Annotated in this window: 27 protein-coding genes; 13 read left to right on the top strand and 14 right to left on the bottom strand. The window is 64.2% G+C overall.

The genetic code is table 11. From position 1 onward, the window contains the following. Positions 1 to 39 precede the first annotated feature (39 nt). The gene (locus tag OVY48_RS13585; protein ID WP_037473308.1) at positions 40 to 474 is read left to right on the top strand and encodes a response regulator; all 435 of its coding nucleotides are present in this window, start codon (positions 40 to 42) and stop codon (positions 472 to 474) included. On the opposite strand, the gene OVY48_RS13580 is transcribed toward OVY48_RS13585, so the two are convergent. Both OVY48_RS13580 and murA read right to left on the bottom strand, forming a co-directional pair. Beyond that, complete coding sequence (locus tag OVY48_RS13580) at positions 422 to 1948, bottom strand: PAS domain-containing protein (protein ID WP_313923205.1); 1527 nt, start codon at positions 1946 to 1948, stop codon at positions 422 to 424. The two genes, OVY48_RS13585 and OVY48_RS13580, sit on opposite strands and share 53 nt — an antisense overlap. After that, on the bottom strand, positions 1941 to 3224 hold the full coding sequence (gene murA, locus OVY48_RS13575; protein WP_069065958.1) for a UDP-N-acetylglucosamine 1-carboxyvinyltransferase: 1284 nt from the start codon (positions 3222 to 3224) through the stop codon (positions 1941 to 1943). The genes OVY48_RS13580 and murA overlap by 8 nt, the downstream gene beginning before the upstream one ends. A 196-nt stretch (positions 3225 to 3420) precedes the next feature. On the opposite strand from murA, the gene OVY48_RS13570 reads away from it, so the two are divergent. Beyond that, positions 3421 to 4155, top strand: coding sequence for a Crp/Fnr family transcriptional regulator (locus OVY48_RS13570; RefSeq protein WP_313924784.1), 735 nt, complete (start codon positions 3421 to 3423; stop codon positions 4153 to 4155). A gap of 173 nt (positions 4156 to 4328) precedes the next feature. Here the strand turns inward: OVY48_RS13570 and OVY48_RS13565 are convergent, their stop codons facing one another. Both OVY48_RS13565 and OVY48_RS13560 read right to left on the bottom strand, forming a co-directional pair. Next, positions 4329 to 4598, bottom strand: a complete 270-nt coding sequence (locus OVY48_RS13565; RefSeq protein ID WP_313923204.1) for a hypothetical protein — start codon at positions 4596 to 4598, stop codon at positions 4329 to 4331. Beyond that, positions 4595 to 5161: an HNH endonuclease gene (locus OVY48_RS13560; RefSeq protein WP_313923203.1), complete on the bottom strand. Its 567-nt coding sequence runs from the start codon at positions 5159 to 5161 to the stop codon at positions 4595 to 4597. Before OVY48_RS13560 ends, OVY48_RS13565 begins: the two co-directional genes overlap by 4 nt. 121 nt (positions 5162 to 5282) lie before the next feature. Between OVY48_RS13560 and gluQRS the strand changes: the two genes are divergently transcribed. The 7 genes from gluQRS to OVY48_RS13525 all read left to right on the top strand — a co-directional run bounded on the left by gluQRS (position 5283) and on the right by OVY48_RS13525 (position 13068). Then, complete coding sequence (gluQRS, locus tag OVY48_RS13555; RefSeq protein ID WP_313924783.1) at positions 5283 to 6251, top strand: tRNA glutamyl-Q(34) synthetase GluQRS; 969 nt, start codon at positions 5283 to 5285, stop codon at positions 6249 to 6251. 9 nt (positions 6252 to 6260) lie between these two features. Beyond that, positions 6261 to 6497 (top strand): twin transmembrane helix small protein, encoded by a 237-nt coding sequence (locus tag OVY48_RS13550; protein WP_037473323.1) that lies wholly within the window; start codon positions 6261 to 6263, stop codon positions 6495 to 6497. A gap of 6 nt (positions 6498 to 6503) precedes the next feature. Further along, positions 6504 to 7073, top strand: coding sequence for a cob(I)yrinic acid a,c-diamide adenosyltransferase (locus tag OVY48_RS13545; RefSeq protein WP_313923202.1), 570 nt, complete (start codon positions 6504 to 6506; stop codon positions 7071 to 7073). Positions 7074 to 7201: 128 nt separating this feature from the next. Continuing rightward, positions 7202 to 8053: a GGDEF domain-containing protein gene (locus OVY48_RS13540; RefSeq protein ID WP_069066983.1), complete on the top strand. Its 852-nt coding sequence runs from the start codon at positions 7202 to 7204 to the stop codon at positions 8051 to 8053. Between the two features lie 76 nt (positions 8054 to 8129). Beyond that, entirely contained in the window at positions 8130 to 9398 is a 1269-nt protein-coding gene (egtB, locus tag OVY48_RS13535; protein ID WP_313923201.1) for an ergothioneine biosynthesis protein EgtB, read from the top strand. A 5-nt stretch (positions 9399 to 9403) separates the two neighbouring features. Further along, on the top strand, positions 9404 to 10363 hold the full coding sequence (gene egtD / locus OVY48_RS13530; protein WP_313923200.1) for an L-histidine N(alpha)-methyltransferase: 960 nt from the start codon (positions 9404 to 9406) through the stop codon (positions 10361 to 10363). Between the two features lie 257 nt (positions 10364 to 10620). Then, the gene (locus OVY48_RS13525; RefSeq protein ID WP_313923199.1) at positions 10621 to 13068 is read left to right on the top strand and encodes a TonB-dependent receptor; all 2448 of its coding nucleotides are present in this window, start codon (positions 10621 to 10623) and stop codon (positions 13066 to 13068) included. 55 nt (positions 13069 to 13123) lie between these two features. Here the strand turns inward: OVY48_RS13525 and OVY48_RS13520 are convergent, their stop codons facing one another. From OVY48_RS13520 to OVY48_RS13490, 7 genes are all read right to left on the bottom strand, one after another. Then, the gene (locus OVY48_RS13520) at positions 13124 to 13735 is read right to left on the bottom strand and encodes a hypothetical protein (RefSeq protein WP_313923198.1); all 612 of its coding nucleotides are present in this window, start codon (positions 13733 to 13735) and stop codon (positions 13124 to 13126) included. Beyond that, positions 13732 to 14466, bottom strand: a complete 735-nt coding sequence (locus OVY48_RS13515) for a HupE/UreJ family protein (RefSeq protein WP_313923197.1) — start codon at positions 14464 to 14466, stop codon at positions 13732 to 13734. The genes OVY48_RS13520 and OVY48_RS13515 overlap by 4 nt, the downstream gene beginning before the upstream one ends. A 9-nt stretch (positions 14467 to 14475) precedes the next feature. Then, on the bottom strand, positions 14476 to 14856 hold the full coding sequence (locus tag OVY48_RS13510) for a hypothetical protein (protein ID WP_313923196.1): 381 nt from the start codon (positions 14854 to 14856) through the stop codon (positions 14476 to 14478). 44 nt (positions 14857 to 14900) lie between these two features. After that, entirely contained in the window at positions 14901 to 15644 is a 744-nt protein-coding gene (locus OVY48_RS13505; RefSeq protein WP_313923195.1) for a DUF4198 domain-containing protein, read from the bottom strand. A 184-nt stretch (positions 15645 to 15828) separates the two neighbouring features. Further along, positions 15829 to 16092, bottom strand: coding sequence for a hypothetical protein (locus OVY48_RS13500; RefSeq protein ID WP_037476660.1), 264 nt, complete (start codon positions 16090 to 16092; stop codon positions 15829 to 15831). Between the two features lie 6 nt (positions 16093 to 16098). After that, complete coding sequence (locus OVY48_RS13495; RefSeq protein ID WP_037476661.1) at positions 16099 to 16374, bottom strand: HU family DNA-binding protein; 276 nt, start codon at positions 16372 to 16374, stop codon at positions 16099 to 16101. 169 nt (positions 16375 to 16543) lie between these two features. Next, positions 16544 to 17137 carry a nitroreductase family protein gene (locus tag OVY48_RS13490; RefSeq protein ID WP_313923194.1) on the bottom strand — a complete coding sequence of 198 codons (594 nt, stop codon included), beginning with the start codon at positions 17135 to 17137 and terminating at the stop codon, positions 16544 to 16546. A gap of 134 nt (positions 17138 to 17271) precedes the next feature. On the opposite strand from OVY48_RS13490, the gene OVY48_RS13485 reads away from it, so the two are divergent. Next, entirely contained in the window at positions 17272 to 18456 is a 1185-nt protein-coding gene (locus OVY48_RS13485; protein WP_313923193.1) for a cation:proton antiporter, read from the top strand. Positions 18457 to 18620: 164 nt separating this feature from the next. On the opposite strand, the gene OVY48_RS13480 is transcribed toward OVY48_RS13485, so the two are convergent. Both OVY48_RS13480 and OVY48_RS13475 read right to left on the bottom strand, forming a co-directional pair. Next, positions 18621 to 19478, bottom strand: a complete 858-nt coding sequence (locus OVY48_RS13480) for an SMP-30/gluconolactonase/LRE family protein (RefSeq protein WP_313923192.1) — start codon at positions 19476 to 19478, stop codon at positions 18621 to 18623. Next, positions 19478 to 20623, bottom strand: coding sequence for an aldose epimerase family protein (locus OVY48_RS13475; RefSeq protein WP_313923191.1), 1146 nt, complete (start codon positions 20621 to 20623; stop codon positions 19478 to 19480). Before OVY48_RS13475 ends, OVY48_RS13480 begins: the two co-directional genes overlap by 1 nt. A gap of 123 nt (positions 20624 to 20746) precedes the next feature. Between OVY48_RS13475 and OVY48_RS13470 the strand changes: the two genes are divergently transcribed. Next, the gene (locus tag OVY48_RS13470; RefSeq protein WP_313923190.1) at positions 20747 to 22057 is read left to right on the top strand and encodes a sugar MFS transporter; all 1311 of its coding nucleotides are present in this window, start codon (positions 20747 to 20749) and stop codon (positions 22055 to 22057) included. Between the two features lie 216 nt (positions 22058 to 22273). On the opposite strand, the gene OVY48_RS13465 is transcribed toward OVY48_RS13470, so the two are convergent. Then, the gene (locus tag OVY48_RS13465) at positions 22274 to 23038 is read right to left on the bottom strand and encodes a FadR/GntR family transcriptional regulator (protein WP_313923189.1); all 765 of its coding nucleotides are present in this window, start codon (positions 23036 to 23038) and stop codon (positions 22274 to 22276) included. Positions 23039 to 23230: 192 nt separating this feature from the next. Between OVY48_RS13465 and araD1 the strand changes: the two genes are divergently transcribed. Further along, on the top strand, positions 23231 to 24223 hold the full coding sequence (gene araD1, locus OVY48_RS13460; RefSeq protein ID WP_313923188.1) for an AraD1 family protein: 993 nt from the start codon (positions 23231 to 23233) through the stop codon (positions 24221 to 24223). 4 nt (positions 24224 to 24227) lie between these two features. Then, the gene (locus OVY48_RS13455) at positions 24228 to 25154 is read left to right on the top strand and encodes a Gfo/Idh/MocA family oxidoreductase (RefSeq protein WP_313923187.1); all 927 of its coding nucleotides are present in this window, start codon (positions 24228 to 24230) and stop codon (positions 25152 to 25154) included. The last annotated feature ends 22 nt before the right edge of the window (positions 25155 to 25176 follow it).

Genomic DNA, 25176 nt, shown 5'->3' with positions numbered 1-25176 from the left:
GCGGGACATTCCGTTGATCCAGGTTATATGGAAATGGGAATGAGCAAGAAGGTTCTGATCGTCGAGGACGAGATATTCGTCGCGCTGGAAATCGAGCAGATCGTCGAGGACGCCGGATTCGACGTCGGCGCGATCGCGGCCGACCGGGATGCCGCGTTGGCCTGCGCTGATTCGTGCGACATCGCGCTCGTCGATCTGAACCTGCGCGATGGACCGACGGGTCCGGCGATCGGCATGGAACTGGCCATGCAGCATGGCGTGCGGGTCATCTATGTGACCGCCAATCCCGCGCAGATCGGCCCGGCTTCGGTGGCGGCGCTGGGCGTCATCACCAAGCCGTTTCGCGCGCATAGCATCGTCGCCGCGCTGCAGCTGGCGGCAGAGGAAACGCCGGAACCCTGCGCCGCCGATATTGCGGGCTTTATTCCTTTCCTGCCGTCCGACTCATCGAACGGCGCGGAATCGAGAGGCTGATCGCAAGGCCCTCCGAGCGCCATTCGCGCTCGATTTTGCCACCCAGCTGCCGTTCGACGCTGAGCGTCATCAGGCGGCTGCCGAACCCGTCGGTGCTGGAAGGCGCCACGCTCGGCCCGCCCTCTTCACGCCAGTCGATGCGTACGTCATCGCCCTCCACGCTGACATGGAGAAGCACGCGTCCGTCCGGCACCGAGAGCGCGCCATATTTGGCGGCGTTGGTGGCGAGTTCGTGGAAGAGCAGCGCGAGCGGCGTCGCGGAACGGTCGTCGATCGCGGCATCGTCGCCCGACAGCAGGATGCGCGAACCGTCCGTGCCGCGATAGGGCGCGAAAATCTGTTTGAGGATACCCGACAGGCTGCCGACCCCCTGCCCCGGCTGCGGCGCGGATTCGGCGCTGTGCGGGCGCACGAAATCATGGGCGCGACCCAAGGCGAGGATGCGGTCGCGCAAGTCGTCGGCGACATCGCTGATCTGCGGATGCTGGCGCGCGGACAGGCCAATGAGGCCAGCGATGACCGAAAAGATGTTCTTGATCCGATGGGAGAGTTCGTGCGCGATCATCTCGCGCTCTTCCATCATCAATTTCTGTTCGTGAATGTCGGTGCAGGTGCCGATCCAGCGGGTGATCGTGCCTTCCGCATCGCGGATCGGCAAGGCGCGGCCCAGGGTCCAGCGATATTCGCCGCTATGGTGGCGCAGCCGATATTCGATCTCATAGGGTTCGCCGGTGACGAGGCTGGTGCGCCAGCGGCCCCAGGCGCGCTCCTGATCGTCGGGGTGGAAGACGCCGCTCCACCCGTCGCCATCGGTCGAGCCGGCAGGCGTGCCGGTATATTCGTACCAGCGCGCATTATAATAATCGTGAAAGCCATCGGGCAGCGTCGACCAGACCATTTGCGGCATGGTGTCGGCCAGCGTGTGGAACATGCGATCGCTGGTGGCGAGCGCCGCTGCGCTTTCATTCTGGAAGGTGATGATGTCGCGGTCGCGGCGACGCCCTTCCAGTTCGACCATTACCTGCCGCGCGAGCAGGACCATGCCCTGCCGCTGCATCGGTGTCAGGTCGGCGCGCGGCTTGGTATCGATGACGCATAGCGCGCCGAGCGGCACGCCATCGGCCCCGACCAGCGGTGCCCCGGCATAGAAGCGGATATGCGGCGGGCCAGTGACCAGCAGATTGTCGGCGAAGCGGTGATTCTGCGTCGCGTCGGGGACGACGAAAATGTCCGACCCCAGCATGGCGTGGGCGCAGAAGGAGACGTCGCGCGGGGTCTCCTCCGCATCCAGCCCGGTGCGGGCCAGGAAGCGCTGGCGCACATCCTCGACAATGCTGACCAGCGCGATCGGCGCGTCGCACAGCGTTGCCGCGAACTCCGTGATCTCGTCCAGATTGCGGAAACCACCGGCATCGAGATCGTAGAGCGCGAGCAGCGCGGCACGATCCGTCTCCAGGCCGCGGCCCTCAGCCATCGCTGACCCGTTCGATATCCGCGCCGACGGCGGACAATTTCTCTTCGAGCCGTTCATAGCCGCGATCGAGATGATAGACGCGGTTGACTTGGGTTTCGCCTTCGGCAGCGAGGCCCGCGAGAATGAGGCTCATCGAGGCGCGCAGGTCGGTCGCCATCACCGGCGCGCCGACGAGGCGGGGCACGCCGCGGACGACGGCCGTGCGGCCATTGACGGCGATGTCGGCCCCCATGCGCGCCAGTTCGGGCACATGCATGTAGCGGTTTTCGAAGATGGTTTCGGTCAGCACCGATGCGCCATCGGCCATGGTCAGCATCGCCATGAACTGCGCCTGCATGTCGGTCGGGAAGGCCGGGAAAGGTGCAGTGGAAAGGGTGAGCGGGCGCAGCTTGCCGTCCGAGGCGACGCGGATGCCGCCCTTATAGGGATCGACCTGCACGCCGGCCTCGCGCAGCGCGACGATGATGGCGTGCATGTCGTTTTCATTGGCCCCGGCGAGATCGAGTGAGCCCCCGGCGATGGCGACGGCGCAGGCATAGCTGCCCGCTTCGATCCGGTCGGGCATCACGCTGTAGGTCGCGCCATGCAGCCGTTCGCGGCCATGGATCACCAGCCGGTCGGTGCCCACGCCTTCGATATCGGCACCCATGGCGATCAGCAAGTTGCACAGATCGACGATTTCCGGTTCGCGCGCGGCATTGTCGAGGATGCAGGTGCCCTTGGCCAAGGATGCGGCCATCAGCGCATTTTCGGTCGCACCGACCGACACCACCGGGAAGGTGAAGTGACCGCCGGGCAGGCCGCCATCGGGCACGCTGGCACGGACATAGCCTGCGGTAATCTCCAGCACCGCGCCAAAGGCTTCGAGCGCCTTCAAATGCAGGTCGATCGGTCGGTTGCCGATGGCGCAGCCGCCCGGCAGCGAGACCCGCGCTTCGCCTGCACGGGCAAGCAAGGGGCCAAGCACCAGGATCGACGCGCGCATCTTGCGCACAATGTCATAGGGCGCTTCGGTCGAGGTGACGCGCCCTGCGCGCATGGTGAGGACGCGGCCGAAATCCTCCGGCCTTGCCCCCTCGATCATGGTCGAGACGCCCAACTGGTTCAGCAAGTGGCCGAAACTGTCGACATCGGCCAGGCGCGGCAGATTGCGCAGAGTTACCGGTTCGTCGGTCAACAAGGCGCAGGGCAGCAGCGTCAAAGCCGCATTTTTCGCGCCGGAAATGGGAAGGCGGCCGTTCAGTGCGTTGCCGCCGCGAATATCAATGCGGTCCATCGGACAGGGTTAATAGCGGCAAATGCGCGCCGCGCAAGGCGGACGCCGTAGCATTCGTCACCCATGCGCGGTGCGCGCGCAATATAACGGCAACATTCGTCGCCAGCTTGATCGAGTTTAGTGCGACGGGCGCAAATGCAGCCAAAAGGCGCTTGAGGCGTTCTGCCATCGTAACGAGAATTGGAAGAAGGTGTTATTGGTGGCAACGAGTTGTTTCGCCGCAAGGCTGGCCAAACAGGTGCCGCTGTCGGACGCGGAAAAGACGGCACTGGCACGGTTGGAGGAAAACCCCCGTAAGGTAAAGCGCGGGGCGATGGTTCAGCGTGTCAATGATACGGTGACAGAATTGTTCGTACTGCGCGAAGGCCGGATGATGAGCTTCGTCATCATGCCCGACGGCAGCCGTCAGATATTGCGCGTCTATTTTCCGGGCGACTTCATCGGGTCGGCCAGCACCATCTATAGCCGCGCGCCCGAATCGCTTATCGCGCTGACCGACGCGATTATTTGTCCGTTCGACAAGCATGCGCTGCGCCGACTGCTCGATGAATCCCCGCGTGTTGCCGCGCTGCTGTTCCTGCTGTCCAATGCGGAGCGCGTGGCGATGACCGACCGGCTCGCGTCGCTGGGGCGGACATCGGCCAAGGCGCGGGTCGCCGCCTTCCTGCTCGACATGTTCGATCGGCTGCGCGTCACCGACGATGCCATCACCGACAGTTTCGACCTGAAGCTGACGCAGGAGGAAATCGGCGATTCGATCGGCCTGACATCGGTGCATGTGAACCGTATGATCCGGCAGATGGAGGAGGAAGGGCTGATCAGCCGGACGAACGGCCGCATCACGCTGCGCGATCTGGCACGGCTGGAGGAAATCGGCCATTATACCAATCGGCAGAAGGATATGGACCTGGACTGGTTGCCGGTCGGATAGCGATCTGATCTTGATGCAGGCACTCTTCCTTCCGTTCGTGCTGAGTAGAGCCTGAGCCTGTCGAAGGCTCATATCGAAGCACCTGGCGGCTGCGCATGATCCTTCGATACGCCATTTCGACTTCGCTCAATGGCTACTCAGGACGAACGGTATTTTTTGAGAGGCTTAACCTTCTATTCCTGCCGTGGCGCGGGCGCGAAGCAGCGGTCGCAGCGGCGCCAGCAGGTGACGCCGGGCATGGCGACTGCTGGCTTGAGCTCGGGTTGCGGCGCAAGGCGGGCGAGGATGTCGGGCGACAGGCCTTCCGGCGCGGCGCGATTATGACACATCAGGCAGTTTTGCACATATTTGGCGCGGGTCAGGCCGCTATGGTCCTCCTGCGCGGCGAGCGGGCCGGGGCCAAGCAGGAGCACGGCCAGAGCAAGCCGCAGCATCCGTGTCATGCCAGCAGCTCGACATCCCAATAGAGCCAGTCGCGCCAGCTGTCGTGGAGATAGCCGGGCGGGAAGGCACGGCCATGTTCCTGTAGCTGCCAGGTCGTCGGGCGGATCGGTTCAACATGGAGGCGCATGCCTGCCTGCTTTGGCGTACGTCCGCCTTTTTTGAGGTTGCAGGGCGAACAGGCGGTGGCGACATTTTCCCAGGTGGTGCGCCCGCCCGACCGGCGCGGCACGACATGGTCGAAGGTCAAGTCGGTGCTGACGCCGCAATATTGGCAGGCGAACTTGTCGCGCAGGAACAGGTTGAAGCGGGTGAAGGCGGGATGTTCGGACGGGCGCACATATTGTTTGAGCGCGATGACCGAGGGGATTTTCATGTCCAGGCTGGGACTATGCACCTGCCGCTCATAGCTGGCGATGATGTCCACGCGGTCGAGAAATACCGCCTTGATCGCCGTCTGCCACGGCCACAGGCTCAGCGGATAATAGCTGAGCGGGGTGTAATCCGCATTGAGTACGAGCGCCGGGCAGTTTTCCGGGTGCCGTATAAGGTCGGGATGGTACATAGAAACCTTCTACCCCCTTGCCGACGCCGCTGATTAACCAGCAACATGACATCCGCATGACAGCATCAACCAATATCGTCCGTCAAGAGCCTGTATGACCGATACGAACACCCTACCGCATATGGTGACCCGCTTTGCCCCCAGCCCGACCGGGCGGCTGCATGTCGGCCATGGCTGGTCGGCGTTGCTGGCCATGGACATGGCGCGCGCGGCGGGGGGCGCTTTTCGCCTGCGGATCGAGGATATTGACGGGACACGCAGCCGGGCCGAGCATGTGGCGGGGATCATCGAGGATTTGCGCTGGCTGGGCGTGGCGTGGGATGGCGATGTGCTGTTCCAGTCGCAGCGGCTGGGGGCGTATGAAGCGGCGCTCGACCGGTTGCGGGCCATGGGGCTGCTCTATCCCTGTTTCTGCACGCGCAGCGACATTCAGGCGAGTTTGACCGCGCCGCATGGGCCGGAGGGACCTGTCTATCCGGGGACATGCCGGGGGTTGGGCGAGGACGAGCGAGCGCGGCGGATCGCGGCGGGGCACGCGCATGCGTGGCGGATCGATATGGCGGCGGCGGTGGCGCGGGTTGGGGCGGTACGGTGGCGGGCGGTGGATTTTTTGTCTCTGTCGTCATTCCCGCGCAGGCGGGAACCCATCTCCCACGTTATCATGTCAACGCCAGGTTGGGAGATGGGTCCCCGCCTGCGCGGGGATGACGATGAAAAGGGTGAGACGCTGCATTCCGCCGATCCGCTGGCGCATGGCGATGTCGTGCTGGCGCGCAAGGATGCGCCGGCGAGCTATCATCTGTCCTGCACGCTGGACGATGCGGCGATGGGGGTGAGCCATGTGCTGCGCGGCGATGATCTGAAAGGGGCGACGGATATTCATCGGCTGTTGCAGGCGTTGCTTGGCCTGCCCTCCCCGACCTATTGCCACCATCCGTTGTTGGTCGGGCCGGATGGTAGGCGGCTGGCCAAGCGGGACGGGTCGATCGCGCTTGCCGATCTGCGCGCGCAGGGCGTCGATCCCGCGGAACTTGCGGCTGCCCTAAGAGGCAGACGCTTTCCGGTTGGAATCAGGCTGGCAAGCGCCTAGATTGCATTCATGAACATTGTCCTCGTCATCGCCCTCATCCTTGCCATGGCCGCGACGCTGTTCGCGCTGATCCGTGGCATCATCAGCTTCCTTCAGACGACGAAGGAAGAATTGAACGCGCCCGAAGGCAGCGGTCCCGGTCCATCGCGGTTGAAGCAGAATAAGGCGATGATGAACCGCGTGCTGTTTCAGGCCATCGCGATCGTGATCGTCGCGCTCCTGCTGCTGATGAAGGGCAACGGGTAAGATTACATGGTCAAGCTGAACAAGATTTACACCCGCACCGGTGATGCGGGGACCACCGGCCTTGCCGACGGTACGCGCCTGCCCAAATATGCGCCGCGCATGCAGGCGGTGGGCGATGTCGATGAAGCCAATAGCGCGATCGGCCTTGCCGTGCTGGCGATCGGCGATGCGCCCGAAGCGGCGTCGCTGACGATGATCCAGAATGATCTGTTCGACCTGGGGGCCGATCTGGCGACGCCGATCACCGATGCGGGCGACCCGCCCTGGGCCTTGCGGATCATCGAAAGCCAGGTCGAGCGGCTGGAACAGCAGATCGATGCGATGAACGCCGAGTTGGCGCCGCTCGACAGTTTCGTGCTGCCGGGCGGATCGGCGGCAGCGGCGGCGGTGCATTTGGCGCGCGCGATCACGCGGCGGGCCGAGCGCAGCGCGACGGCGGCGGCGGTCGATGTGACGCTGAACGTGCAGGCGCTCATTTATCTCAACCGTCTGTCCGACCTGCTGTTCGTCATGGCACGCCGCCTGAACGACAATGGCGCGCGCGACGTCAAATGGGTGCCGGGCGCATCGCGCTGAGCGGTCGGGTCGCTCGACTCATGCGCGGCACGGCTGGTCGCAGGGATGCGCGTTAACCCTGTTTCTTCAGGATGCGTTTAGACGCGCCGACGACTTTCCGCCCGGTCTATAATCATGACTGGGCTGATATGCATTTCTACCTCGCGACCTCCTTCATTTTCCCCCGCTCGCTCAGGCTCCGGCTGTTCACCCTCTGCTTCGTCGCCACCCATTTGCCGCTGCTGGGCTATATGGCCTGGGGGCTGGCGACAGGGCGGCTGGCGCTGGCCGAGTTCGTGCTGCTGACGCTGGCGACGGTGATCGGCACCGGCATTGCGCTGTACGGGATCGGCGCGTTGCTCAATCCCATCCATGCGCTAGCGCAGACATTGCAGGGGCAAGATAGCGACCCCACGCCCCTGCCCCAAGTCGGCGATGTCATCCAGACGCTCTATGCCGGGGTGCATCGCGCCGCCCATGTGACGCGCACGCAGATGCAGGATCTGAACGTCGCCGCGCATGAAGACCCGCTGACCGGTATCGCCAACCGGCGCGGCTTCCTGATGCAGATCGACATGCTGCCGCAGGCGCGGCGCAAGGGGTGCGTGGCGATCATCGACATCGACCATTTCAAGCAGGTCAACGACCGGATGGGCCATGACGAGGGGGACCGGGTGCTGGCGGCCTTTGCGCAACGGCTGGCGGCGCAGTTGCGCCGGGTCGATCATGTCGCGCGCTGGGGCGGCGAGGAGTTCATGGTCTTCTTCCCCGACTGTATCGAGGATGAGGCCTGCTGGTCGCTGTCGCGGATCGCCACGCAGATGCGCGACGATCCGATCGGCCAGGTCAATGGCCGCGCGATCAGCTTTTCCGCCGGTGTCGCCCGCTGGCAGGGAACGCCGATCGACGAGACGATCGCGAGCGCGGATCAGGCGCTCTACGATGCCAAGCAACAGGGCCGCGACCGCGTCTGCCGCGCCGCCCAACCGGTCTGCTGCTGAAAAAGGCGGGGAACCCTAAAGGGCAGTCATGCGCTTTTTGCTCCATCATCATGCGAGCATAGCGTAAGGGGCAGGCATGGCCAGAAGCTGGACCGAGTTGGACAGGGACGCGCTGATGTCGCGCTATCGCGAGGTGCGGGCGCTGACACAGGCGCTTGGGCTTCCCCTGTCCGACGCCGATGCGACGGTCCAGTCCATGCCCGATGCGTCCCCTGCCAAATGGCATTTGGCGCATGGCACCTGGTTCTTCGAAACCTTCGTTTTGCGCGATCATATGCCGGGCTATCGGCCGTTCGATCCGCGCTACGCCTTCCTGTTCAACAGCTATTATGAGGCCGAAGGCGCGCGCCATGCGCGGCCGATGCGGGGGATGCTGACGCGGCCGTCGCTGGACGAGGTCCGCGACTATCGCGCGCATGTCGATACGGCGCTCCTGGCGGCAATCCCCATGCTGTCGCGCGAGGCTAGGACGCTGGTGACGCTGGGGCTGCATCACGAGCAGCAGCATCAGGAATTGATGCTGACCGACCTGCTGCATCTGTTTTCGCTCAATCCGATGGAACCCGCGCTGTTCGCCGGACCCGCTGCTGCCTCCATGGACTTGCCCGATGCGCTGCACTGGATCGAGGGGCGCGAAGGGCTGGTCGAGATTGGCGATGAAGGCCGGGGCGGTTTCGCCTTCGATTGCGAAGGGCCACGGCACAAGGCGTTGCTGCATCCTCATGCGCTGGGGCACCGGCCAATCACCAATGGCGAATGGATCGCCTTTATCGAGGATGGTGGTTATCGCACGGCGGCGCACTGGCTGGCCGATGGCTGGGCCTGGGTGCAGGCGGAAAGCGTCGATGCGCCAGCCTATTGGGCGCAGGGCGAACAGGGCTGGACCCGCTTTGGCCTCGATGGCCGCCAGCCGGTCAATCCGGCCGCGCCGGTGACGCATATCAGCCTGTATGAAGCCGACGCCTATGCCAGTTGGGCGGGCGCGCGGCTGCCGACCGAGGCGGAATGGGAAAGTGCGGCGCAGAATATCGCGCCGACGTCGGGCAATCTGCTGGATGATGCCGCCTGCCCCCGTCCCCACCCCGCCGATGCCACCGCATCGCTGACGCAAATGTTCGGCGATGTGTGGGAATGGACCGGCAGCGCCTACCGTCCCCATCCCGGCTTTCGCGCTGCGCCGGGCGCGGTCGGTGAATATAATGGCAAGTTCATGTCGGGCCAGTTCGTGCTGAAGGGCGGTAGCTGCGCCACGCCGCGCGGGCATGTGCGGGCGAGCTACCGCAACTTCTTTTATCCCCATCAACGCTGGCAGTTCACCGGGCTGCGACTGGCGAAGGATCTGTAACGACCATGCTGCTGACAGACGACGCTCCGACCGTAGCCCATGCGGTCGACCCGGCCTTTCGCCGCGACATCATCGAAGGTCTGTCGCGCAGCCCCAAGGCGACGCCGCCCATCTGGTTCTATGACCGGCATGGGTCGGAATTGTTCGAGGCGATCACCGACCTGCCCGAATATTATCCCACGCGCACCGAAACGGCGCTGCTGGAGAATCATGGTGCAGATTTTGCCGACGCGGTGGGCGAAGGCCGCGCGGTGGTGGAATTTGGCGCGGGCAGTTCGCGCAAGACGCCACATCTGTTGCGCGCGATCGCGCCGGGTGCCTATGTGCCGATCGACATTAGCGGCGATTTTCTGCGGGCGAGCAGCGCGACCCTGGCGCAGGCCTTTCCCGACCTGCCGGTGATTCCGGTGGAAGGGGATTTCAACCGGCCGCTGACATTGCCCGATGCGATCGAAGCCATGCCCCGGCTGGGTTTCTTCCCCGGATCGACCATCGGCAATATGGAGCCGGATGCGGCGGTCGACCTGCTGCGCGCCATGCGCCGCCTGCTGGGCGATGAGGCGATGCTGCTGATCGGCGTGGACCGGATCAAGGATCGCGACCGGCTGATCGCGGCCTATGACGATGCGGCGGGAGTGACGGCTGCGTTCAACCTGAACCTGCTCACCCGGATCAACCGCGAGTTGGAGGGCGACCTGCCGATCGACGGCTTTGCCCATCGCGCGATCTGGAATGACGACAAGGCGCGGGTCGAAATGCATCTGGAGGCGGTGCAGCCGCTGCATTTCCATGTGGCGGGCCAAGGGTTCCGCATGGGACAGGGCGAGACGATCCACACCGAAAGCAGCCATAAATATGGGGAGCGCGACGGGCGACTGCTGCTGCGGTCGGGTGGCTGGGAGCCGGTGCGTGAATGGACCGATAAGGAGGGATTGTTTTCGCTAATGCTGGCGCGCGCAGGGTAGAGCGCGCGCTTTTTCGTCGAATGCCACAGCGCCTCTTCGCCGAGGCATAATTGCGCCGAAATGCACATCAATCCTGCATTTGCCTTTCTTCGACGCCAAGGCAACTGGGCAAGGCCTGATGCAATTTTAGCACATCACCCGAAATTCACATGCACCTTGGGACAGTCGCTGGATGCAAATTGCGTGGGGGTAGCACTCATGCTAATTGTTTCAGCGGGACACAATTAACACGATGTCCGGTTTCAGGGAGGGACGCCATGATTGCATCCAGTAATTCGCGGGCGATTTGCGCCTTATTCGCTTCCGTTTCGAGCCTTGGCCTCGCCTCGATGGCGCAGGCGCAGACCGATGGCATGGACATCATCGTCACCGCGCAGAAGCGCAGCCAGTCGTTGCAGGATGTGAGCGTCGCGGTGTCGGCGGTCAGCGGCGACGCGCTGACCAATGCCGGGGTCAGCAATTTGCAGGACATTCAGCAGCTCGTCCCGTCGGTCACGTTCGGCAATGATTTCAACCAGGCCAAGGTGTTCATTCGCGGCGTGGGCGCCAATACCTCCACCACCGGGTCCAGCACCGGCGTCGCGCTGCATGTCGATGGCGCCTATGTCGCGCGCGCCGAAGCGCAGCTGACGTCGTTGTTCGATCTGGAGCGGGTCGAAGTGCTGCGCGGGCCGCAGGGCAGCCTTTATGGCCGTAACGCGGTCGGCGGGTCGATCAACCTGATCACCGCCAAGCCGACCGCCGAGTTCACAGGCTATGGCCGGCTGGGCTATGGCAATTATAATGCGATGACCGGCGAAGCGGCGATCGGCGGGCCGATCATCGATGCGATCCGCTTTCGTTTGGCGGGCAAGGTCGAGGCGCGCGACGGCTATGGCGGCAACCCGTTCAAGGGCGGTGCCGATGTCGATGACCTTAATCGCTACATGGTGCGCGGCCAGATCCACCTGATCGCGTCGGAGAAAATCGACTATCTGATTTCGGGCGAATATTTCCGCCAGAACGACAATAGCGGCGCGGTCCATTATCGTGGCCCCGCCTTCCCCGGCGTGCCGCGCCTCGCGCCCACCGGCACCGGCGGTTTTGCGACCAACCCGCGCGATCTGGGCAGCGACGAGCCGCCCTCGGTCGATACCAAAAGCTATTCGGTCACCGGGACGCTCAACATCGAGCTGAGCGATGCGTTCAGCATCGGCAACATCACCAATTATCGCGATTTCAAGACGCAGCTGATCCAGGATCTGGACGGGTCGGCGCTGGTCGCCACCCTGCCCAACTCCACGTCGATCCAGACGCGCACGATCGACGCGCAGCAGTTCAGCAACGAGCTGCAATTCAAATATGACAGCGACATCGTGAAGGGTGTCGTCGGCCTTTATTATTTCCACGAGCGGCAGCGGCCGCGCGATCAGGTGGGGTTGAGTTCGACCAACGATCTGGCGTCCAACATCACCGTGCTGGCAACGCGGCCGACCTTCATCGACAATGTGGCCGCTCCCGTCGGATCGGTGACTCTGGCCGAAGCGCAAGCGATGTGCAATTTCCCGGCGGGCACATCGCCCAATCGCGTCTGCCTGAAGTCCAGCCTTGGCACCCGCGCCTATGCGGCGTTCGGGCAGTTGAATTTCGACTTGGGCGCTGCGTTCGGCCTCAATGGCGTGTCGCTGAAACTGGGCGGACGCTACAGCCATGAAAAGGTGGACAGCGCCAACCCGTCGATCATCCTGACCGCCAACGGCAATCCCGCCGTGGCGCAGGTGCGCAAGACGACCATCGAGGGCACCTATCGCGAACGCACGTTCAAGGATTTCACCCCGGAAATCGGCCTGCAATGGCAGCCCAACAGCGATCTGCTGCTCTATTACACCTATTCCGAAGGCTTCAAGGCCGGGTCGGGTGAGAATGCGGCGGGCAGCACGACGATCGTGCGGCCGGAAAAGATGAAGAACCACGAACTGGGCGTGAAGGCGGAACTGCTCGACCGTCGCCTGCAAGTCAATCTGGCCGCCTATCATTACAAGCTGGACGATCTGCAGATCAACAAGACGATCGGCGGTGGCCCGGCGGGCTTCACCACCATATTCGAAAATGCGGCGAAGACATCGGCGACCGGCGTCGAAGCCGACCTGCTGGCACGGCCGGTCGATGGCGTGCGCTTGCGCGGGTCGGTTTCCTATACCGACAGCAAATATGATGATTTCATCACGGTCGATCCGCTCGATCCAGTGAACGTGGCGCAGGCGGGGCAGCCTGCTTACAACCCGGTCACCAATCCCGATCCCACCGCCTTTGGCGCGCCATGCGGGGCCGATGCGCTCAATGCCAATGCGCCGTGCAACATCCAGTTGGCGGGCAACCCGACGCGCAATTCGCCGACCTGGTCCTACAGCGCGGGGATCGAAGTCGACCTGCCGATCATGCAGGAGGCGGGCACCTTCACCATCAGCGGCGACATGACCGGGCGCAGCAACATCTATTTCACCGAGTTCAAGCGGCTGGTGGAAGGCACGCGCGCTTACACGATGTTCGATGCGTCGCTGCGCTGGGTGGACAAGACCGATACGGTGACGGCGTCGCTGTGGGTCAAGAATATCGGCGATACGCTGCGCGAAAGCAGCACCTTCGCCATCTCGACGGGCCGCATCATCGGTGTGACCTACCTGCCGCCGCGCACCTATGGCGCGACGGTCGGCTATCGCTTCTAAGCTGAAAGGCCTGCGCCGGGGCGGGATGCTCCGGCGCAGGTTGCGTTTGATGGGATCATGCGCCCGCGGGCTGGAACAGATCCTTGTAGAATCCGGTCGTCTTGACCGTGACGGTGACGGGCGTGTCGCCCTTGTTGCGCCAATACCAGCCATGGGTGCCGGCATAGGGCGCGGTGAAGCTGCCCCTGGCGCTGGTCTGTTCGCGCTCTTCCCAATAGCTGGTGAAGGCGCCGTCGGTTGCATCGGGGGCTTCGCCATGCATGTCGACCTTGACCGGGCCGCCGGTCGATTGCCATTCGAAGACGAAACTATCGCCCTGCTGCATATGCGCCTTCACTTCCTGACCGCTGTGCGGCGCGAGGGTGATGGTCATGCTGTCCTGCCGCCACGGGGCGGTGCGGGCGATATTGTCCTTGGTCGGAAGCGTCGGCGCGGTGCTGGCTACGGGCTGGGCGGCTGCTGGCGCAGGCGCACTTGGTTCGGCCACCATGGCGGTGAGGCCGAGCGCGCCACCGACTCCGGTCGGGTCGATGCCATATTCGGCGGGCAGGACGAACAGGGTCAGGATGGCGACCGCGCCGATCGCGGCGGCACCGGTGGCCTTGGCGAGCGTGGCGGGCGGGGTCGTGATGCGCGTGGGTGGCGCGGGTTGGTGGCTGCTGGTCATGTCAGGCCCCTTTCGATCAGATAGCCGGTCAATTGATAGCCGACGAGGACGAAGCCCGCGGTCATCAGCGCCGCATTGGCGAGGACCGCGCTGCGGCGGAAGCTGTCGGTCCTGCGCCAGAAGGTCATGGCGAGCAGGATGAAGGTGAGCGCGATGAACTGGCCGATTTCGACGCCGATGTTGAAGGCGACGAGGTTAGGGATCATCCCGTCGCTCGACAGGGTGAGATCCTGCAGCTTGGTCGCGAGGCCAAAGCCGTGGAAGAAGCCGAAGATGAGCACCGCCGCCTTGGGATTGGGCGATATGCCGAACCAGGTGCGGAAGCCGTCGAGATTGTCGATCGCCTTATAGACCACCGACAGGCCGATGATCGCGTCGATCAGGAAAGGATTGGCGCGCAGGTCGAGGATGACGCCCAGCAACAAGGTGGTGCTGTGGCCGATCGCGAACAGGGTGACGTAGGTGCCGACCTGCTTCAGCCGATAGAGGAAGAAGATGACCCCGGCGAGGAAGAGCAGATGATCATAGCCGGTCACCATATGTTTGGCGCCCAGATACATATAGGGGATGATGTTGACCCCCGATGCGCCTTCGATGAAGGCGCGGTCATTCTCGTTTACGCCATGGGCCAAGAGCGCCTGGCCGATGCAGGCCAGCATGAGCCCCAGCAGCAGCAGCGCGACCCGCCGCATACCGAGGGGGATGGGCAAGGGGCGGATCGCGCTGCGCATGATCGCCGCTTACTTGGTCTGGAAGGTGGTGAAGACCTTGGCACCGCTCTTGTTGACGAGCGCGACGACGATCTTGGCACCCTTGGCCGCTTTGAAGCCGGGGGCGGACAATTTATTGCCACCGGCGGGCTTGAGCGCGGCCTGGCTTTTCTGGCCCGATGCGGTCTGCGTCAGCGTGGCGGTGTAGGCCGATGCGGGCAGCGGCTCATCCTCTTCGCTGATATAGACATCGACGCCCTTGGGACTGGCGACCAGTTCCACCATGGTTTCGCCCGACATCTGAACGAGGCCGCCATGCTGGGGCTTCATGCTGCCATGGGCGAAGGCGGCGGTGGGGGTCAGGGCGAGGGCAGCAACCGCGAGGCCGAGCTTCATCAGGTCGAGTTTCATGGGTGTCTCCTTACAGGGTAGCGACAAAAGGTGGCGGTGCGGCCTTATTCGGGCAGATGCTGCAGCACGAAGGACAGCGACGAGCGATATTCGACATGGTCGACCTTCGCCTTGTCGTCGGCCGGCCCGACATAGATGCCCATCAGCACGTTCAGCCCCTGATTGCGCAGCGTGATGGTGGCAGTGCCGTCTGCGCCGGTCTTGACCGCGACTTCGTCGGGATCGTTAACATAGTCGGACATGATGGTCGCGCCCGCGATCGGCTTGCCTTCATAATAGGCGCGCACTTTCATCGGTTCGCCCATCTTCTGCGGGATGGCGGGATCGACGGGGACGATCTGCAGCTTATGTCCTTCGAACAGGGGCACGGGGCTGGTCGGCACCTTGGTCAGGTGGACGGCATATTTCCAATTATGTTCGGCAAGGCTGGCGGTAGGCACTTCGTCGCGGCCCTTATTGTGCCATTTGCCGTCGGGGGTCTTGCTCCACAGGCCATAGTCCATGATCGCCGCAACCGCCGCGACCGGCTCTTCGCTGTCCACGACGGGGATCGGCCCGGCGGTGCGCAGGCTGGTGGTGACGGGTGCCCAGTCGGCATCATAGCCGGTGACGGTCTTGATGAGCGGCAGGCGCTTGACCGCGTCGAGATCGTCAGCGCCGACGCCATAGATGAGGGCGATCTGCGTCGCGCGCTGGGCGAACCAGATGCCATGCGCGCTCAAGGGGGCGGCCATGGCCAGAAGCGCCGATCCGGCGACGGTGACAGCAAGGATGCGTGACAGTTTCATCGATCATCTCCCGTGGCCCTAATGGCCCTGGCACACAGGCTATGTCAGCGACGGCCCGCCGGATGCCGTTTTTCAGGCGTGCGCAGGCAGCATGTGCCGGAAAATGACAGGCGCACAGTGGATGATCGCCCGATGGCGGAAAGGGGGATGTGGATCGTTGGACGCTTGAATGGCCCGAAGAGGCCTAATCGAGCGGTGGATCGCCTTGCGCGAGATCCATGAAATTGCGGGCGGCGTCGCGATCGGCCGCGTCCTTGAAGGCGATGTCGAGGTCGGGGGCGTCGCCCATCAGGAAGAGCAGGCACCACAACGCAAAACGTCGACCCCGGTCCTTTTCCAGACCAAGGTCGACGCGCATGCGCTCAACGCCCGCTGCGATCGCTTCGGCGGGCACGGCGTCAATGTCCGTGCGGCCGAAATAGCGACGCAGTTGGTCGTCAAATTGCATAGTGGATCAACCGTTCAGCTTGTCCTTGACCGCCTTGGCAGCGGTGAAGCCCAGCTTCTTGGACGCGGCGATCTGGATCGTCTCGCCAGTGGCGGGGTTGCGGCCCTCGCGCGCGGCGCTTTCCTTGACCTTGAACTTGCCGAAACCGTTGAGCGAGATTTCTTCGCCCTTGGCCGCCGCGTCGACGATCGCCGAGATCACGCCGTCGATGATCTTCTTGGCGTCCGCCTTCGAAAGGTCGTGGGCGGTGGCGACGGTGTCGATCAGGTCACTGTTATTCATAGGACGTCCTCTTCAAGTGTGATGCCCCCTGCCCTAGCCCGTTCGCATCCGCCGGTCCATCGCCTAACGGCGAATTTCGGCGCATTTCCGGTGACATATTGCCGAAAACACGCGGTTTCGAGGCGGTCGATCGGTCCAGGTGCCGGGGGCAAGTGACTTAAGTGGCGTTTTAGGCGACGAAATTGCCGGCAAAGGCGAAGCTGTCGATCGGATTGCGGCCGCTGGGGGCTTCGCGCGCCTGCAGGGCTTCAGGCAATGTCGCCTTGTCGCCCATGCGCCCGATGGCGACGGCGGCTTCGATGCGGAAACGGTCCGGCACGGCGAGTTCGCGGCGGGCGGCGTCGAAATCGACGCCCGTCATGGCGTGGGTATGATAGCCCATCCGCGTCGCCTGCAGCGCCAGCAGCGCCCAGGCGGCGCCTGCGTCGAAACTGTGGCTGTGCGAGGGCTTGGTTTCCTGCGAGCCGGGGGCCGAAGAGAGGCTGTCGGACAGGATGAAGGTCAGGACCGAGGCATGCTGCACCCAGCTTTGGTTGAAGGGCAGCAGCAGACCAAGGAACCGCGCCCAGTCGGCGCTGTCGCGATGCGCGTAGAGGAAGCGCCAAGGTTGATAGTTGAAGGCCGACGGTGCCCAGCGGGCCGCGTCGAGCAAGGTGTCGAGATCCGCCTGCGGCAGGGCCGACGCGTCAAAGGCGCGGGGCGACCAGCGGTCGAGAAACAGGGGGTCGACGGGCCGGGTGACGGCGCGGGGGTCAGTGTCCATAAAATCTCCCTAAAAGGCTCGGCATCCATATAGGATGTTTTTTGCGGCTGCGAAGGGCCGACGCTCTTGGGGCATAGCGCTGGCGTAGCGCGCGGGTCGTCGCTAATCCTGCCTGCCGATAAGGGGAGCGGGGCATGACGATCACGGAGACTTTTCTGCTCGCGCTGGCGCTTGTCATGGGGTTGCCCTGGCTGGTGTGGCGCGTGCTGCGCACCGACAATTGGGCGCCGCTGGTGGTGGTGCAGATCGTTGCGGGCGTGCTGCTTGGCCCCGGCGTGCTGGGCGTCGCGCTGCCGCAAGTGCATGATTTCCTGTTTCCGCCCGGCGTCATCGCCGCGCTCAACGGCATCGCCTGGTGGGCGGTGATGATCTTCGTCTGGCTGGCGGGCATCGAACTGGACTTGCACCAGGCCTGGGTCGCGCGGCGCGAGACATGGACGACGGCGGGGCTGGCGTTGGTGACGCCGCTGGCGCTGGGGGCGCTGGCCGCCGCGCTGATCCTGACGCAGCCGGGCTGGATCGGCGCGAAGGGGCAGCATTGGCAGGCGTTGCTGGGGATGGGGATGGCGTGCGCGGTGACCGCCCTGCCCATATTGGTTTTGCTGATGGATCGGCTCACCATCCTGCGCCAGCCGCTGGGCCAACGGGTGCTGCGCTATGCCAGCCTGGACGATATCGCCATCTGGGGTGTGCTGGCGCTGATCCTGCTCGATTGGGCGCGGGTGGAGCGGCAGGCGGGATTCCTGCTGCTGTTCCCGTTCGTCGCCTGGGGGCTGCGCGCGGTGATGCGGCGAATCGGCGGGCGCGACCGGCTGTATCTGGGGATGCTCTCGCTCGCGCTATTGGGCTTTGCCGCCGATTGGGCCGGGCTGCATTTCATGGTCGGCGCCTTCCTGGCGGGCGCGATTCTGGACAAGGAGTGGTTCGACGAAGCGCAGATGGATATGCTGCGCGACCATATGCTGTTGACGGTGATGCCGGTCTTTTTCCTCAGCACGGGGCTGCGCACCCAATGGGATATGGGCGGGTTCGAGGTGATCGGCGGCGCATTGCTGCTGTTGGCCGCTGCCGTGGTCGGCAAGCTGGCCGGGGTGGCGCTGGCCGGGCGAATCCTGGGCTGGCCCAAGGGCGAGGCCGGGGTGATCGGCTGGCTGCTGCAAACCAAGGCGCTGATCATGATCATCTTCGCAAATATCCTGCTCGACCGGCAGATCATCACCGGGACCAGCTTTACAGCGCTGCTGCTGATGGCGATCGGCAGCACGATGCTGACCATGCCGATGGTCCGCCGAGGGCTGGCGCGATTGAAGCAGGGATAAGGAAAAAATCGTCCCGGACGACCCATGGCGCGTGCAGTTCGCCGTAGCGGGCCGTCCGGGATTGCAGCGCTGCCTCACTTTGGAGAGGTATGACAACGCTGTCTCGCGCCATAAAACAGATTCCGCGCCGGGCCGCAAGCCCCTTTGCGCGCGCTCTTTAGGCGTCAGCCTGCATATTGGTGGGTCGGCAGGCCGCGCACGCCGCAATCGACTTCGAAGAAGCCGCCGTCGTGCGGCGTGGCATTGTCCAGCCCGATGGTCGCCGAACTGACGAACATGCGGTCGAGATCGGCCCCGCCAAAGCAGATATTGGTCACCTGCCGCGCGGGCAGCGCGATTGATCGGTCCAGCACGCCGTCGGGGGTGAAACGGCTCACCCGCCCGCCACCCCAATGGGCAACCCAGATATGGCCGTCAGCATCTACGGTCATGCCGTCGGGATAGCCATATTCCTCGGCAAAACGGATAAAGGGCTGGCGATCGGTCGCGCCATCCGCCGTTCGGGCGAAGCGATACATTTGCCGCTTGGCGGTATCGCTATGATAGAGCCAGCGGCCACAGGGCGAGAAGGCAGGGCCATTGGGGACGCGATAGTCGGCGTCGATCACGCTCCAACTGCGGTCGGGTGCGAGCCGGTAGAGCGCCCCGCGATCATGTTCCTCGGCCATGTCCATCGTGCCGCACCAGATATGCCCCTGCGCATCCGCCTTGCCATCATTCATGCGATTGCCGGGGAAATGCGGTTCGGGGTCGCCGAAGGGCGTGATCGTGAGCGGATCGAGGCGGATGTCGGCAAAGCCGCTCTGGAAGCCGCCGACAAAGCCGCCCCCTTCGCGTTCCACCACCCAGCCGAGCGGTTCGGGCATGGCCCAGCGCTCGACCGTGCCGTCCGCAAGGGACAGCCGGTTGAGCGCCGGGGCCAGGATATCGACCCAATAGACCGCATTATCGCGCGCCGACCAGAGCGTGCCCTCGCCCAGCGTGTCGGCAACGCCCCGTTCGATCAGACGCCAGGCCGTCATCAGCGCTTGACCGACAGCCGATAGACCATCGCATGGCGATAGGGCTTGCCGGCATCGACCTGCGCCGACAGGAAAGCGGGCTTGTTGGGCGCATCGGGGAATTTCTGCGGCTCCAGCGCGATGCCGTCGCCCATGCGGTAGAGATGGCCGCCCTTGCCGACCAATGTGCCGTCGAGGAAATTGCCGGCGTAAAATTGCACGCCGGGTTCGGTGGTCAGCACTTCGAGCACCCGGCCCGACACGGGATCTTCCAGCCGGGCCGCCAGTTCGGGTGCCTTGGTCGCGCCCTTGTCGAGCGCCCAATTATGGTCATAGCCGCGGCCATAGACGATCTGCTGGTCGCGGCCGTCGCGAATGCCATCGGCGACGCGGCGGGGCGCGCGGAAATCGAACACGCCGCCGTCCACCGACTTCAATTCGCCGGTCGGGATCAGCTTTTCGTCCACCGGCGTATAGGCTTTGGCCGGAATCGTCAGCATATGGCCGAGCGCGCCATCGGGTGATCCTTCACCCGCGAGGTTGAAGATCGCGTGGTTGGTCATGTTGACGATGGTGGGCTTGTCGGTCTTGGCGGCAAAGACGATGCCCAGATTGCCCGCTTCGTCGAGCGTATAGGTGACGGTCGTGTCGAGCTTGCCCGGATAGCCCGAATCGCCATCGGCGCTGACGAGGGAGAGGACCACGGTGGCGGTCGGGCCGCTCTTTACCGACACGACCTTCCAGGGCAGCTTGTCGAAGCCCTTGTCGCCGCCATGCAGCGAATTGGTCTTGTCGTTGAGCGGAAGCTGATAGCTGGTGTCGCCCAGCTTGAAGGTGCCGCCCGCAATGCGATTGGCATAGCGGCCCACGGTCACGCCGAAATAATTGGGATGATCGACATAGCCCTTGAGATCATCATAGCCGAGCAGCACGTCGGCGATCTTGCCATCCTTGTCCGGCCCCGACAGCGACTGCAGCGTCGCGCCATAGGTCAGGATCTTGGCCGATACGCCAGCAGCATTGGTCAGCGTGATCGTTTCCACTGCCGTACCGTCCGCCAACGTGCCTGCGGGCGCGCGGCTGGCGTCGGCGGCCAGCGCCGCCGTGCTTGTCAGCGCCATGGCCAATGCGTATGACAGCGCTGTTTTGATGATGACCTTTTGCATGGACTTCCTCCCGATACCGACCGCCCATTGACGCGCGGTTTCGGGGAATATACTCCGACAAAATAAGCGGGCGCAACCCCTATCCGGGTCGCCCGTCCCCGGAAATGCAGTGGAGAAGGATGGATGGCAGGACCCGTAACATCAGGCGCGGGCGTCACCGCGACGCATAATCCCGCAACGCGCTATGGCCCGGCGCTGGGCCTGCTCGCCAGCCTCTTCTTCATGTGGGGCTTCATCACCGTCATCAACAACACGCTGCTGCCGCATCTGCGCAGCGTGTTCGACTTGAGCTACACCCAGACGACGTTGATCGAATCGGTATGGTTCATCGCTTATTTTGTCGCTTCCATCCCGTCGGCCAAGCTGATCGAGCGGGTCGGTTATCAGAAATCGCTGGTGGTGGGGTTGCTCGTCATGGCGGCGGGCGCATTGGGCATGACGCTGGCGGCGTCGATCCCCTCCTATGGCGTCACGCTGCTGATGCTGTTCGTGATCGCGAGTGGCATCACGCTGTTGCAGGTCGCGGCCAACCCCTATGTCGCGGTCGTCGGCAAGCCCGAAACCGCCTCTTCGCGCCTTAATCTGGTGCAGGCGATGAACTCGGCGGGCACGATGCTCGCGCCGCTGTTCGGGGCCTATCTGATCCTGGGCCGGTCCAAGGGTGGCACGGCCGAAACCGGCACGGTGCTGACGCAGGCCGAACGGCTGGCCGATGCGCAGTCGGTGATCCTGCCCTATATCATCGTCGCCGTCATATTGGTGGCGCTGGCGGTGATCATCGCGCGCTTTCCCCTGCCCGCCATGGGCAATGCGACGTCGCGCCACAGCAAGGAAGAGCGCAAGAAACATTCCCTCTGGAACCATCGCAATCTGGTGTGGGGCGTGCCCGCGATCTTCATCTATCTAATCGCGGAAATCGGCGTCGCCAACCTGTTCATCAATTTCGTCAGCCAGCCTGACATTGCCAACCTGACCTATGAACAGGCCGGGCGCTATCTGACCTTCCTGTGGGCGGGCATGATGATCGGCCGCTTCCTGGGCGCCGCGATCATGCAGAAGTTCGATGCGGGCCATGTGCTGGCGGCCTTCTCGATCGGCGCGTTCATCGTTATGCTGGTCACCGTGTTCACCACGGGGCCGATCGCGATGTGGGCGCTGATCCTCGTCGGCCTGTTTCATTCGATCATGTTCCCGACCATCTTCACGCTCGGCATCAAGGGCCTGGGGCCGTTGACCGAAGAGGGTTCGGGCCTGCTGATCATGGCGATCGCCGGTGGCGCGCTGGTGGTGGTGCAGGGCTGGCTGGCGGACGAATATGGTCTGCAATGGTCGTTCCTGCTGACCGCTGCGTGCGAGTTGTACATTCTCTTCTACGCGCTGTGGGGGTCGAAGGTTACGAACGCCTTGCCCGATCAACAGGCCGTGGCGGAATAAAGCCCAGGGGTCGCAGTTGAGGCGCTGAAAAGGCCGGAGCGGGATGTCCGCTCCGGCCTTTTTTATTTGTATGAAATCCTCCCCTGGCAGGGGAGGTGGCAGGGCGTAGCCCTGACGGAGGGGTGTTGCCCTATCGATAGCGTGACACCCCTCCACCATTCGCTTCGCGAACGGTCCCCCTCCCCTTACAGGGGAGGATTTAGATATTGGGGAGGATTAGCCGCCCATCGCGCTGGCGGTGTCTTCCAATGCCAGGTCGACCAGCACGCCCATCGCCTCGGCCGCGGCGGCCGTGTCGCCGGCGGCGATCGCGTCATAGACGCGGACATGGTCGGGGATAGGGTTGCGCGGCAGGGCGCGGGCGCGTTGTTTATATTGGGTGGTCCAGTTGACCGCCGCGCCGATGCTGGCGGACAGCACCTGCAGCGCGTCGTTGCGGGTCGCGTTCAGGATGGCATTGTGGAAATCGCGGTCGGCCGCGCGGCCCAATTCGGTGGCCAGCGTGTGGCGGCGCATCGCGGCGAGCGCTTCCTTCATCAGCCGCAGATCTTCCTTGTCACGCCGCTGTGCCGCCAGCCGCGCCGCCGCCGGTTCGACGATGGCGCGGAGTTCGAACAGGTCGCGCACGAACTGGATGTCCGGTTCCCCGGCAAAGGCCCAGGCCAGCACTTCGGGATCGAGCAGGTTCCAGCGGGTGCGCGGCAAGACCCGCGTTCCGGCCTTGGGGCGGCTTTCCACCAGCCCCTTGGCGGTCAGCACCTGGATCGCTTCGCGATAGGCGCTGCGCGAGACTTCCAGTTCCTCGGCGAAGGCGACTTCGCCCGACAGGACGTCGCCGGGGGCATATTGGCCGGACAAGATGGCGGTGCCGAGCTTGTGCGCGATCGCGCCGTGCAGCCGCCTGCCGGGGCCACGCGCAATCTTCGCCGATGCGCCCGTCTCCGCCCCATCCCCGTGCAAAGACGGATCTTCCTTCGCCATTCCTGCTCCTCTCGCCCCCCAACTATCAGGCACAACTCCGTCTATAATACAAGCATTGCCATTACCATCTTCCTGTAATATGTCGGAGTAATTCGGAGATTCACTGCCGCCCCGGCTTTGGTCGAGGTGGACGATGGCGTGTCTTCGGCAAGCGTTCAGCGCCGTCAGTGGCGCGCGGGAGGAGAGATTTTCATGACATTGCGCCTGTTGCAGCACCGTGCCCCAAGCGGCGAACGGGGCGTTATCGCCGCGCAAGGCGACAGCGCCGCCTTCGTGGTCGGCTTCACCTCGATCCGCGCTTTGGCGCTGCATGCCATCGCGCAGGGCATCAGCCTGACCGCCGCCGTGGCAGCCGCGCCCAAGGGCGACGCGGTGGACATCGCCGCCGAATTCGAAGCGGGCCGCCTGCTCGCGCCGATCGACCATGATGATGACGCGCATATCCTGCTGACCGGCACCGGCCTCACCCATCTCGGCTCCGCCGAAGGTCGCGACAAGATGCACCGCGAGGCGGCGGCGGTCGAAAAGCAGACCGATTCGATGCGCATGTTCCTGGAAGGCCTGGAGGGCGGCAAGCCTGCCCCCGGCGAGACGGGACAGCAGCCCGAATGGTTCTACAAGGGCGACGGGTCGCAGCTGGTCGGTCCGACCGATCCGCTGACCATGCCCGCCTTTGCCAAGGATGGCGGCGAGGAACCGGAGCTGGCAGGCATCTACATCATCGGCGAGGATGGCACGCCCTATCGCCTCGGCCTCGCGCTCGCCAACGAGTTTTCCGACCATGTGACCGAGCGGCATAATTATCTGTGGCTGGCCCACTCCAAGCTGCGCCAGGCCGCGCTTGGCCCCGAACTGCTGGTCGGCGAACCGCCGGAGCATATCGAGGGTTCGAGCCGCATCAGGCGCGACGGCGCGACGATCTGGGAAAAGCCGTTCCTGTCGGGCGAAGGGAATATGTCGCACAGCTTCGCGAACCTGGAACATCATCATTTCAAATATGACCTGTTCCGTCGCGCGGGCGACGTTCATGTCCATTTCTTCGGCACCGCGACCCTGTCGTTCAGCGACGGCGTCGCCTGCCAAGAGGGCGATGTGTTCGAAATCCTCGCCGCGCCCTTCACCCTGCCGGTGCGCAATGTGCTGACGCGCGCCGCGCCGCAGGAAGTGGCCGTCAAGGCGCTCTGAAGCGATGGACCCGATCCGTATCGCGATCATCGGCATCGGCAAGATCGCGCGCGACCAGCATGTCCCGGCGATCCGGGGCAATAATGCCTTCAGCCTGGCCGCGACCGTCAGCCCGCATGATGCCGGGCTGACGGGGGTGCCGCATCTGGCCAGCCTCGATGCGCTGCTGGCCGAAGGTCCGGCGGTCGACGCTGTGGCGCTCTGCACCCCGCCGCAGGTTCGCTATGATCTGGCGGCGCAGGCCTTGGCCAAAGGCATCCACGTCTTTCTGGAAAAGCCCCCCGGCGCGACGCTGGCGGAGGTCGAGGCGCTGAAAGTCCAGGCCGACAAGGTCGATGCGACGCTGTTCGCCGCCTGGCATAGTCGGTTCGCGGCGGGGGTCGCCCCGGCCCGCGCCTGGCTGTCCGAGCGCCGAATCGAGAAGGTATCGATCGTCTGGCGGGAGGATGTGCGCGTATGGCATCCGGGTCAGGCGTGGATTTGGCAGCCGGGCGGACTTGGCGTGTTCGATCCGGGGATCAACGCGCTTTCGATCGTCACCCATATCCTGCCGCGCCCCTTCTTCTTGAAAGAGGCGACATTGGTGCTGCCGGAGAACCGCGCTGCGCCGATCGCCGCCGACCTGCATTTCCGCGATACCGGCGGCGCGCCGATCCACATGGATCTCGACTGGCGGCAGACCGGGCCGCAAAGCTGGGACATCATCATCGACACCGATGCCGGTACGTTGAAACTGGCGCATGGCGGCGCGGTGCTGACGCTGCCCAGTGGCACCGAACATGGCGAGGATGTCGAATATCCGGGCCTCTACAGCCGGTTCGCCACGCTGATCCGGGGTGGGCGCTGCGATGTCGATACCAGCCCGTTGCGGCTGGTCGCCGACGCCTTCCTGCGCGGCCGCCGCGAACCGACCGACGCTTTTCACGACTGATTTCCAAATGGGAGAGGACGAC

This window comes from Sphingobium sp. SA2 (genome assembly GCF_032227065.1).
In the GTDB taxonomy this organism is placed as follows: domain Bacteria; phylum Pseudomonadota; class Alphaproteobacteria; order Sphingomonadales; family Sphingomonadaceae; genus Sphingobium.
This window is presented reverse-complemented; position numbering and strand designations above follow the sequence as displayed.